Here is an 11,207-nt window from a genome sequence, read left to right as displayed (position 1 = left end):
CGCCCCAGAGGATTCCTCAACGATCCGAAATACACGCATCGACCCGAGATGGACACGAAGTCATGAGACATCAATGGACACACCTGGTTGAGACATCACGTGGCCCCGATGTCCTGAGACATGACAGTCACTTGCAGCCCGCGTGGGCCGCGGATTTCCGGGGTTGTTGGGTAGGCGCGGGAACACTCGATGGAGCGGGACTTCATCGACTGTCGAAAGTACAGCATATGTATCCTCATACTCGCGGATGAGGGGATTTCCCCCTGCCGAGGTCTGGGGTCGGCACCATGGCCCGGCCGGCTCGCGCACGCGATGCTGGGGGTATGAATGATTTCCAGTCCGTTCCCGTCCCCCAGTACCCGCCGCAGCCGGGCTATGCCCCGCAGTCCGCTCAGCCCGCGCAGCAGCCCCAGCCAGGACCTCGGACCACTCCACCTGGCGCCCCGGTACTGCAGGCATCGGGCCTGCAGAAGCACTACGGGCCCACCGCCGCGCTCGCGGGAGTGAACCTGAGCGTGCGGGTCGGTGAGTCCGTGGCGATCATGGGCCCCTCAGGCTCGGGCAAGACCACCCTGCTGCACACCCTGGCGGGGATGATCCTGCCCGACGCCGGCCAGGTCGTGCTGAGCCCGGGGGCCACAGCCCAGCCCGGCGCGACTCAGCCGGGCGCGGCCCCGATCGACATCACCGCCGCCTCCGAGGCGACTCGCACCGCCCTGCGCCGGACCACCTTCGGCTTCGTGTTCCAGCAGGGCCTGCTGCTGCCGGAGCTCACGGCCGAGGAGAATGTCGCCGTGGCCGCCATGCTCACGGGCGTGCCCCGGACCCCGGCCACCGGGCAGGCGCGCGAGCTGCTGGCCCGCGTGGGCCTGGCCGAACACGCCGGCAAGCGGATCGGGCAGCTCTCCGGCGGCCAGGCCCAGCGCGTGGCGATTGCCCGCGCCCAGGCCAATGACCCCGCCATTGTCTTCGCCGATGAGCCAACGGGCGCGCTCGACTCGCAGACCGGCGCCCAGGTGCTCCACCTGCTGCTGGGCTCGACCACGGGCCGCGGCCGGACCCTGATCCTGGTGACCCACGATGAAACCGTCGCCGCGGCCTGCGACCGGACCGTGCGACTGCGCGACGGCCGCATCGTCTCGGACACCTCGACGGGTACCACGGTCGGTTTCGGCGCCGAGGCCCCCGCCGGGACGGGTGCCGGGCCTCAGCAGTCCCAGCCCGCCTGGGTCCAGCCGGGCCAAGCCCAGCCAGCCTCTGGGACCAACCCCAACTCAACCCCCAATCCTGACCAGGGGGCGTGGTCATGAGGAACGCGCTGCGCCTGCTGCCCCTGCTCATCAACGCGCGGACCCTGAAATCCGGGCCCGCTCTGCTCATGATGGCCGCCTTCGCCGCATGTTCCGCGCTCTTCCTCACCGTGGCCGGCGGAACCTGGGCCTTCATGCACTGGGACACGGCGAACGACGCGGGCGGCATGCTCGGTATGTACAAGGTGCTGGCGGCCATCGCCACCGTGCTGCTCATCGTCCCGGCCTTCACCCTGGGACAGGCGGCCGCGAACCTGTCGAGCCGGCGCAATGACGAACGTCTGTCCTCGCTGTCACTGTTGGGGGCCTCGGCGGCGGGCGTGACCCTGGTGGCGCTGGCGGAACCGGCGCTGCTGGCGACCGTGGGCACCGTGGCCGGCATCGCGGGGTACTTCGTGTTGCTGGTGCCCACCAGCCTCATCCACTTCCAGGGTACTGGCCTCGGCTACGCGAATATGGTCCTCCCCGTGTGGGCCCTGGTCCTGGCGGTCGTGTTGCTGGTCGCGGTGTCCGTGGCCAGCACCCTGGTGGGTCTGCGGCGCGTGGTCGTGTCCCCCTTGGGTGTGCGCACCCGGCAGAAGGCACCCGGCTTCCCCTGGGGTCGGGTGGCCTGTGGAGCCGTGCTGCTGGTCCTGGTGTTCGTGGCCGTCTCGATCACGCGGATGGCCACGAGCATGGCGGTCATCGTCGTGGCGCTGCTGGCCATGCTGGCCGGCGGACTGCTGGTCGTCGACCTGCTGGGCGTGGTCTTCGTGCGGATCATCGCGCGGACCTCGGCCAAGCGGGCGCGCACTGCGGAGCGGCTGGTGGCCGCACGTTTCGTGCTCGATGACCCCAAGCGTTACTGGCGCCGCGTCTCCGGCCTGGCGATGACCGCCTTCACCGCGACCGTGGCCGGTACCGGCGCCGCCCTGGTCCAGGGACTGAACAGCCAGGCTACCGCGGAGGCCGGCGGCACAGGCGGAGCCGAGGCCTCGGCACAGGAGGCTGCCCTACAGCAGCAGATGGACCTGCTGGGCAATGACATCGTCACCGGGATCCTGTTGGTGTTGGGCATCTCCTTCGTGTTCATCGCCGTGTCCGCGGTGATCAACCAGGCGGCCGATGTCTACGACCGAAGTGACTCCTTCGTCCAGTTGCACTCCGCTGGGATGGGGGTGCCGACCCTGCGCGCGATCACGGTGCGCTCGGTCATGCTGCCGGTGATCTGGGTGTCGGTGTTCGCCGCCGCATTGGGCCTGGTACTGGTGTTCCCGCTGGCCGGCGCCGCCTTGGTGTTCCAACCGGTGACCTTCCTGGTGATGGTCGGGTCCGTCGCGGTGGGCGTGCTGGTGGTCAGGGTGGGGCTGCGGCTGACCAGCCCGCTGCTGGCCCGGGTCGCAGCACTGGGGTGAGGTCAGTCACGATGGGGCTGATTCCCTGACTCTCAGGGGATTGACAGGTTAGGGTTGCCTCATGACCAATCCCTCCCCGAACCCTCCCTCCACCGGTGCGCCGACGCCGATCTCCACCGCCCAGGACGTCAACCGCGTACTGGGCGCCCAGGGATCGCACGGGCACAAATCCAAGGCGATCGTCCTGCTGGCCCTGGGCGGCATCTTCATGGACGCCTACGATATGTCCTCACTGGCCTTCGGCATCACCGCCATCCGCACCGAGTTCGGGCTGGACGGCTTCATGACCGGCCTGACGAACGCCGCGATCATGATCGGCGCCGTCATCGGCGCGGTGTTCGGCGGATACCTGACCGACAGATTCGGCCGTTACAAGCTGTTCATGGCCGATATGGTGTTCTTCGTCGTCGCCGCGATCGGCTGCGCCCTGTCACCCAATGAATGGGTGCTCATCTTCTTCCGGATCATCATGGGGATCGGGGTGGGTCTGGACATGCCGGTGGCCATGGCCTTCCTCGCCGAGTTCTCCAAACTGCGCGGCAAGCAGGGCCGCTCCCAGCGCGTGAGCACCTGGTCGCCCATCTGGTACGTGGCCACCGGCATCGGCTATTTCATCGTCCTCATCTGCTTCCTGTCCCTGCCCTACGAGGCCCAGCCGCTGCTGTGGCGCATCGTCGTGGGCTTCGGCGCGATCCCCGCGCTCATCGTGCTGCTGGTGCGCCGGAGGTACATGGCGGAATCGCCACAGTGGCTGGCCAATCAGGGCGATGTGGCCGGAGCCGTGGACGTGCTCCGGACCCACTACGAACTCGAGGTGGAATACGTGCCGGCGGGTGCTTCCGGGGCCGAGGCCGCAGTGGGCGCCGCGGGCGCGTCCGGTGCCGCGGCCTCGGCTGCGGGAACCGCGATTGCGGGAACCCGGCCGCGCGCGTACAAAACGCAGTGGAGCGGGTTCGCCGAACTGTTCTCCAAGCGGTACCGGCTGCGCACGATCGTGGCGATGTGCGTGTGCGTGTTCTCGACCTTCGGCTACAACGCGGTGGGCTACGGGTTGCCGCTGATCATCACGACCCTGTTCCAGCAGGGCCCGCTGGTGACGATCATCAGCTCGCTGGTCATCAACCTGTGCTTCGGCGCGGTGGGCGGGTTCGTCTGCGCCGGGATCGTCGACCGCCTGGGCTCGCGCCGGGTCACACTCATCGGCTTCGTGGTGCAGGCGGTGGCCCTGGCGATCCTGGCAGCGGTCGGGGTGCCGGCCGGTGGGCTGGTCATCGTGTCGATCGCGATGCTGGCGGTGTTCATCTTCATGCAGGCGGCCGGCCCCGGCACCAACCTGATGAACTATGCGACGCTGTCCTATCCGGCACGACTGCGCGGGATCGGGATCGGCTTCAACCAGGCTGTGCTGCGGACGTTCTCGGTCGTCTCGCTCATCTTCTTCCCCGTGGTCTCCGCGGCCCTGTCCATGGGGGTTTTCTGGATCATCGCGTGTGCTCCGCTGCTGGGCGCGATCGTGGTGGGGATCGTGAAGTGGGACCCGACCGGCCAGGACGTGGACGCCGAGTCCTACGCCGACGCGGAGTCCCACGCGGGTGCGGGAGTTGAGCGGTGAGCGGGCGGGGTGCAGGGCACGTGTAGGTTGCTGAGCGCGCGGGGCCGTGCGGGTGTCAGTGCCCCGGCATAGTCTTGGGTCATGGTGAATCCGACTCTGGTGGAGGCGCGGCTGGTCGCGCAGGGGCTCGTGGGCGCGGGGCTTGCTTCCGCGTTTGCTTCCGCTGCTTCCGCGGCGGCATCGGGACCGTCCGTCGATGCCGCCATTGCGCATCAACCTGCTTCCCCGGCCGAGGTCGTGGCAGGCATGGGTGCCATGCAGGGCCAGGACCTGCCCGGAGTGCTCAGCTCCATCGCCCTGCGCACGGGACCTCGGGATGTGGATCAGCGGATCGCAGAGGTCGTGGCGGCCTTCGCCGCGGGTTCCCTGGTTCGCGGTTACCCGATGCGCGGGACCGTTTTCGCGCTGCCGGGCGCCGACGCCGCTTGGATCACTGAGCTGTGCGCAGGCCCCCAGCGCCGCGCCCAACCCAAACGCTATGAGCGCTTGGGCCTGAGCTCCGAACAGGTCGCCCGGTCGCGTGACATCTTCTTCACCGAGGCACAGGCGGCTGCAAGCGGGCAGGCCACTGCAAGAGGGCAGTTGCCCGAAGGCACGCAGGCTCCTGAAGGCATGCAGACTCCCGCAGCCGAGGAGACTCGGGAAGACAGGCAGGGCGCCCTCGGGGTGACGCGTGGTCGGCTCACCGAACTGTGGGCCCAGGCTGGCCTGCTGGAGGGCAACGGGACCTCGTATGCGCTGATCACCAGCATGATCGTCGATGGGTTGGCGGTTTACGGACCGCTGGTGGACGGGAACCGGGACAATCTGGTGGTGCCCGCACAGGCCTGGCTGCCGGCCGGATCGGACCTGGCCGGGTGCTTCAACGACGATCGGGACGCCGCAACCGCCGAACTCCTGCTGCGGTACCTGAGCAGTCACGGTCCGGTCAGTCTGCGCGATTTCCAGTGGTGGACCAAGCTGCCGCAGCGCCAGATCAAAGCGGGCTTCGCCCTCATCGCCGACCGGGTGGAACCGGCCGCCCCACAGCTGCTGGGTGGGTCCGGCGCAGCGGTCACGGCCCAGGGGCCGCGTGCCTCGCACCCCGTCGATATGGACACGCCTCTGACCCGTCTGGGCCTGGCCGATGAGGTCGAGGCGGCGGGGCGACGTCCGCACGGCACCTTTCTGCTGCCCGGATTCGACGAGGTGGTGCTGGGGTATCGGGACCGCCTGGCGTTCATGAGCGACGAGCACCATACCCTGCTGGTGCCGGGTAACAACGGGATGTTCAAGAAGACGATGATCAGGGGCGGGAAGTTCATTGGCACCTGGAAGGCCCCACGTGGCTCGGCCGGCGCTCGCCGGTTGAGCGCCGAGCCCTTCGCGGACCTCAGCGCTGCGGCCCTGCGCGATGTGGAGCGCACCTTCGCCCGCTACCCGCATAGTGATTGAACAATCAACCAAAAGGGGTGTCGAGGTGCCTACACTGAGAAGATGACTGAAGCAGCGAACCAGACCCAGACTCCGAACGCGGCCCCGAACCCGGAAGCAGAACCGATGACGATCGACATCTGGTCCGACGTCGTGTGCCCCTTCTGCTATATCGGCAAGCGTCATCTGGAGCTGGCCCTGGACGAATTCCCGCACGCCGCAGACGTGACGATCAACTGGCACAGCTTCGAACTGGACCCGCAGACCAAGGCCCAGCCGGGCACCGATCTGATCGACATGATCGCAGCGAAGTACGGCTCCACGCGTGAACAGGCGATCGCCCAGCACGAACAGATGGAGGCGCAGGCCGCAGCGGTCGGGCTGGACTTCAATTGGCGCGCTGCCACGCCGGGCAACACCTTCGATGCGCACCGGCTGATCCAGCTGGCCGACACCCTGGGCCTGGCGGATGCCGCGGAGGAACGCTTCAAGAAGGCCTACTTCAGTGAGGGTGTCAACGTCGAGGACCACGCCGAACTGCGCCGTCTGGCCGCCGAGATCGGCCTGCCCTCCCAGGACGTGGACCGCGTTCTGGACTCCGAGGAATTCGCCCGTGAGGTCCGCTCCGACGAGGCCGCGGCCCAGCGCCTGGGCGTGACCGGGGTGCCGTTCTTCGTCGTCGACAACAAGTACGGGATCTCCGGGGCCCAGCCGGTCGACTACTTCAAGGCGGCCCTGGACCAGGTCTGGCAGTCCGAGCACGCTGCGGCACCGGTGCTCAAGGATCCGCTGGCGGGTGCGTCCGGCGCAACCGGCGCGGCAGGGACCTCGGCCGATGATGCGGATGCCCGGGGCATAGAGACCTCGGCCCCGGCGTGCGGAATCGACGGCTGTAACTGATCCTGTTCCAGCCGGAGCCGGTCGCCGGCCTGTGAGGTGGGGGACAATGGTCCCATGAGCACTCTGCAGATCTCCGTGGCGCAGTTCGCCGCCACCACTGATGTCCGGGACAACATTCGCACCAGCATCGAACTGGTGCTCAAAGCGGGGCGGAACGCCGATCTGGTGATCCTGCCCGAATACTCGCTGTACGCCGACCCGAAGCACACCCGCGATGGGGCGTTCTACTCTGAACCGGTCGACGGGCCCTTCGTCCGTGCCCTGGGGGCCGCGGCGAAGAAGGTCGGCGTACACGTGCTGGCGGGGATGACGGAGACGAACCCGGATGCCGGGGATGGGGCGGACGGCCTGGCCCACCCCTTCAACACCCTGGTGCACGTGACCCCGGCGGGCGAACTGGCCGGGACGTACCGCAAGATCCACCTGTACGATGCCTTCGGTTACAAGGAATCCGATGAGCTGACCGCGGGTGCGATAGAGGATCCCTTCGTCTTCGACATCGACGGGGTGAAGGTGGGGGCGGCGACCTGTTACGACCTGCGCTTCCCGGAGATCTTCCGCCGGCTGACCGATGCCGGCGCCCATGTCATCGCGCTGCCCGCCTCCTGGGTGGTGGGGCCGGCCAAGGAATACCACTGGGCGACGCTCATCGCCGCGCGTGCGATCGAGAACACCGTGTACATGGCCGCCAGCGGGCAGACCGCCAAATACGGCTGTGGTCAGTCGATGATCCTCGACCCGATGGGGACCGTGCTGGCCGGTGCCGGCGAACAGGGCGGGGCCTGGGCCCAGGCCACCATCGACACCGAGCGGATCGCCCAGGTGCGCACGACGAACGCCGCCCTGGACAACCGCCGGTTCGCGGTGGTCCCGAAGTAACCCGGCCTGCGCTGACCATACCTGTGCGCAGACACCACTCCAGCGCGGAAACTACCTACTATTTCAGGTAGTTTCCGCGCTGGAGTGGTGTTTATGCGAGTGGTCCTCTCAGGCCGCGCGGCGCTCTCCGGACAGGGTGAATGGCCGCTTGCGCAGGTGGCGTTTCGTCGCGATCAGCGGATGCGTGCCGCCCAGTACCCGGTTCACCCAGCCGTCCCACTGGCTGGGGTCGAAGGGCTGGCCGGGGACTCCGTAGCGCCGGTCGCCGCCGTAATTGCGCGGATGATGGGGGTGCTCCTGCGGGCTGATCTCCGCTAGGGCCCCGCCCAACACGCTCAGCGCGGTGGGCGTGAAGCCGATCGCGCGGGCGGCCTCGACCGTTTCAGGCGCGTCGCCGATGGTGGGCAACCCGCCGTCGCGCAGGGAACTCAGTGACAGGGCCAGGATCGTGGGCCGGGTGGGGGTGGAGCGGAAGGCGTAGCAGGCCTCGATCCAGGCCGCGGCCTCGGCGGGGTTGAAGGATTTCCAGTACTCGTTGCAGTCCCGGGACCGAGGCGGGCTGACCCGCTGGGGTCGGCCGTCGGGGCCGGGCGCGTAGTGGGCCGCGCCGCCGAGCCGGTAGACCGGCCAGTCGTCCGGGATCACAGTGGGGAAGTGTGCGAGGTCTTCGCAGGTCATGGCTATTGCCGCCTTTCGCGCCGGGTCGCCCCGGCGGATCGATCGTCTTGCCGTGGGCGGGCCGCCCGCGGCCGGTTCGTCTCCTGGGGGCACCGTGGTATCGATTCCGGTTGCCGTGCGGTCTGCCAGGACATGGACCGCAGCTCTTGAACCGCCTTCAGGCTATCGGGCCAAGCGGGGGACTTCTAGAATTGTGACCCAATAAGTCGAAGGGGCCGGGGCGGAAGGCGAGGATGCGCGGGCGGCTGGACTATAAAGACTATAAAAGCTACTTTGACTATAAAGACTATAAAAGCCTAGGTCTGGAGCATCGGCATGGATAGTCCGTTCAAACCGGGATTCGGGAAGAACCCGCCGTATCTGGCCGGCCGTGACGCGGTCATGAATCGGCTTGAGCTGGGCTTGGAACAGGGCCAGTGGCCGCAGGAACGCGGCATTCTGGTGACGGGGCTGCGCGGTGTGGGCAAGACGGTCATCCTCAACCACGCGGAGGATCTGGCGCGGGGGCGCGGTTGGCGGGTCGTTTCCGAAACCGCCACCCAGGGTTTCTTCGAGCGCATCGTCGGCTCACACCTCCCGCGGATCTTGGGCGATCTGCAACCGCAGAAGAAGTTCAGAGTGACGTCACTGAGCCTGGCGGGCGTGGGCAGTCTGAGCATCGAATACGCGGACGGGCGGGTGGAGAATCCGACCTTCCGCACGATGGTCCACACCATCTGCGAACTGCTGAAGCCCGATGGTGGAATCGTGTTCAGCATCGACGAGGTGAGTTCGGCTGCAGTGGAGGAGTTCGCCCTGTTCGCCTCCGAATACCAGCACCTGGTGCGGGAGGACGATGAAGTCGCCTTCATCGGCGCTGGAGTCCAAGGGGAGATCAGGTCCCTGCTGGCCGGACGTTCGGCCACATTCTTGCGGCGCTGCGCCAATGTGCACATCGGACTGTTGGACCCGAACCAGACCAGAACCGCGTTCGTCGAACCGATCCGCGGGCATGGGCGATCCGTCTCCGAAGACGTACTGGACTTCCTGGTGAGTGCCTCGCAGGGCTATCCGTTCCTGGTCCAATTGATCGGCGACCTGGCATGGCGGCGCACCCCGCAGGCCGGGGAGATCTCGCTGGACGATGCGCGCGACGCCTATCGGCGCGCCCGGAAGTCCCTGGGCCCGTTCATTCTGGAACCGTCACTGTCCGGCTTGTCCGAAGTGGACCGACAGTTCCTGCTGGCAATGGCGAAGGACGATGGCTCCAGCCGGATCGAGGATATCCGAGTGCGCATGGGTGGAGTCGATTCCGGCTATGCCGGGGTCTACCGGCAGCGGTTGTTGGACTCCGGCGTGATCATTCCAGCGGGGAGGGGCCAGGTGACGATCGGCCTGCCATACCTACGCGAATACCTACGGGACCATGCTGCCGAGGCCATAGACGACAACCGCGAACGAGCCGGCTTCCCGCCACCTCCACCCTTGGATTGAGGCGGGGATTACTTGGTGAGCCAAATATAACAAATATAACAAGTTCAACAGAATATAACAGGAAGCGGAGACGCTCCCCGATGCTTCCGCGTCGTCAGGGTCAGGAGAGGCGAGGTTCTCTGGAGTCCGGTGAAAGACCTTTAGACTGTGCTCCAGGCAACACTGTGCAAAGGAGCATCCGTGAACACGACGCAACATTCGGCATCCCCGAACCCGGAAACCACGCCGACCTCCGCCGCGAAACCGGACCCGGTCTGGCCCAGTGGGCGCGGCGACCAAGTGACCTTCGCCCACAAGCACGGCGCGCAGCTGGCCGAACGCTTCCTCGTCGCCTTCTACCAGGGCGACCCGGTCGCGGACGCCCTGTTCACCTCGGCGACGGCGCGCAAGGACGTGATGCGACAGGTGCGGCGGGCGCTGAGCGCGGGCGCCGCGGAACCCGGGGACGCCCCCGAAGTCCACGCCTTCATCGACGACCTGCGCGCGGCCGTGGAGCCAGCGGACTGGGCGGCGGTGGAGCGGGGCCGGCGCGCCTATCTGACGATCCCCGCACCCGTGCACGCGGTGGCGCTGGGGCCGGGCTCGCTCATCCACACCTACTCGACCCCGGCGATCTCCGCGGTGCTCACGCGCACCGGTCGGCTGGTGGATACCGCGGTCCGGCGGTTGCTCGACACCGCCAGTTGGGAGTACCACCTGTTCGCCGACGAGGACGCGCTGCGCCCCGGTGGGCAGGGCTTCGCCGATACCGGGATGGTGCGGGCGATGCATGCGTACTCCCGCGCCCAGGACCTGCAGGCCGGGCGCGACACGAGTGTGTGGGGGCTGCCGATCAATGCGATCGATATGCTGCGGACCTGGTTCGACTTCACCTATGTGCCGTATCGGGCACTGGCCGGACTGGGCTACGACCTGGCCGATGAGCAGGTGCACGAGGTCTACGGACTGTGGCAGGTAGTGGGCAGGATGCTGGGGATACCTGCGGACCTGCTGGAGCCCAACCGGGACCACGTGAGTTCCGAGCCGCTGGTCCAAGCCATTGCGGAGGTGGACGGGGATCCGGATGATGGGTCCAGGGCCCTGTCCGAGGCCCTGCTGTCCGCCGTGGGCGTGCAGAACGGGCAGATCACCGGACTGGACCCCAAGCTGCACACCGTCATCGCAGAGGTTCAGGTGAGGATGATCCACGGCGACGAGGTTGCCGATGCCCTGGGCATCCCGCACCATCCGGAGGTCCAGGCCGCCGAGACCCTCCACATTCCGACCGTTGCCGGGCGGTTCGCCCTGCTGCAGGAGAATCCGGTGGCCCTGGAGCGCGAGATTGCCGGCAACCAGGAGTTCGTCCGCCAGCTGCTGGCCCAGACCGCCGACGGTAAGAGCGCACATGAGACGGTGCCGGTGGGGTGAGGGTGGCGTTCCCACTAGCCTGGGTTTTTCATGGTGTGGGGTGTCCGGGGTGTGGATGAATAGGTGAAGGTGACCTCTGACCTGGGAAAATAGGACTTGTCTAGAGTTCAATTCCCGCAGAAGAAAGATCACCTTCGAAGT

At 67.3% G+C, this 11,207-nt stretch carries 9 protein-coding genes and 1 riboswitch; of the genes, 8 read left to right on the top strand and 1 reads right to left on the bottom strand.

Annotated elements, in window-relative coordinates:
- The first annotated feature begins 323 nt into the window (after window positions 1–323).
- The 6 genes from NQ038_RS14970 to NQ038_RS14945 all read left to right on the top strand — a co-directional run bounded on the left by NQ038_RS14970 (window position 324) and on the right by NQ038_RS14945 (window position 7,508).
- Entirely contained in the window at window positions 324–1,310 is a 987-nt protein-coding gene (locus NQ038_RS14970; RefSeq protein WP_306428058.1) for an ABC transporter ATP-binding protein, read from the top strand.
- The gene (locus NQ038_RS14965; protein WP_257062965.1) at window positions 1,307–2,704 is read left to right on the top strand and encodes an ABC transporter permease; all 1,398 of its coding nucleotides are present in this window, start codon (window positions 1,307–1,309) and stop codon (window positions 2,702–2,704) included. Before NQ038_RS14970 ends, NQ038_RS14965 begins: the two co-directional genes overlap by 4 nt.
- Window positions 2,705–2,765: 61 nt before the next feature.
- Window positions 2,766–4,316, top strand: a complete 1,551-nt coding sequence (locus NQ038_RS14960; protein WP_257062963.1) for an MFS transporter — start codon at window positions 2,766–2,768, stop codon at window positions 4,314–4,316.
- Window positions 4,317–4,397: 81 nt separating this feature from the next.
- Window positions 4,398–5,750: a winged helix DNA-binding domain-containing protein gene (locus tag NQ038_RS14955; protein ID WP_257062961.1), complete on the top strand. Its 1,353-nt coding sequence runs from the start codon at window positions 4,398–4,400 to the stop codon at window positions 5,748–5,750.
- A gap of 42 nt (window positions 5,751–5,792) precedes the next feature.
- Window positions 5,793–6,629: a DsbA family oxidoreductase gene (locus NQ038_RS14950; protein ID WP_257062960.1), complete on the top strand. Its 837-nt coding sequence runs from the start codon at window positions 5,793–5,795 to the stop codon at window positions 6,627–6,629.
- Between the two features lie 54 nt (window positions 6,630–6,683).
- Window positions 6,684–7,508 carry a carbon-nitrogen hydrolase family protein gene (locus NQ038_RS14945; protein WP_257062959.1) on the top strand — a complete coding sequence of 275 codons (825 nt, stop codon included), beginning with the start codon at window positions 6,684–6,686 and terminating at the stop codon, window positions 7,506–7,508.
- Between the two features lie 108 nt (window positions 7,509–7,616).
- Here NQ038_RS14945 and NQ038_RS14940 read toward each other — a convergent pair whose 3' ends face one another.
- A complete protein-coding gene (locus tag NQ038_RS14940) occupies window positions 7,617–8,186 on the bottom strand; it encodes a hypothetical protein (protein ID WP_257062958.1) in 570 nt (189 codons plus the stop codon).
- Between the two features lie 40 nt (window positions 8,187–8,226).
- Window positions 8,227–8,338, bottom strand: a riboswitch (SAM riboswitch).
- Window positions 8,339–8,501: 163 nt separating this feature from the next.
- Here NQ038_RS14940 and NQ038_RS14935 point away from each other — a divergent pair.
- Together NQ038_RS14935 and NQ038_RS14930 are read left to right on the top strand one after the other, a co-directional pair.
- The gene (locus NQ038_RS14935) at window positions 8,502–9,659 is read left to right on the top strand and encodes an ATP-binding protein (protein WP_257062957.1); all 1,158 of its coding nucleotides are present in this window, start codon (window positions 8,502–8,504) and stop codon (window positions 9,657–9,659) included.
- A gap of 180 nt (window positions 9,660–9,839) precedes the next feature.
- Window positions 9,840–11,066: an oxygenase MpaB family protein gene (locus NQ038_RS14930; protein WP_257049966.1), complete on the top strand. Its 1,227-nt coding sequence runs from the start codon at window positions 9,840–9,842 to the stop codon at window positions 11,064–11,066.
- Window positions 11,067–11,207 lie beyond the last annotated feature (141 nt).

The sequence above is a fragment of the Brevibacterium sp. 50QC2O2 genome (assembly GCF_024580675.1).
Lineage (GTDB): Bacteria > Actinomycetota > Actinomycetes > Actinomycetales > Brevibacteriaceae > Brevibacterium > Brevibacterium moorei.
The sequence above is the reverse complement of the archived record's forward strand: the minus strand, read 5'-3'. Positions and strand labels throughout refer to the sequence as shown.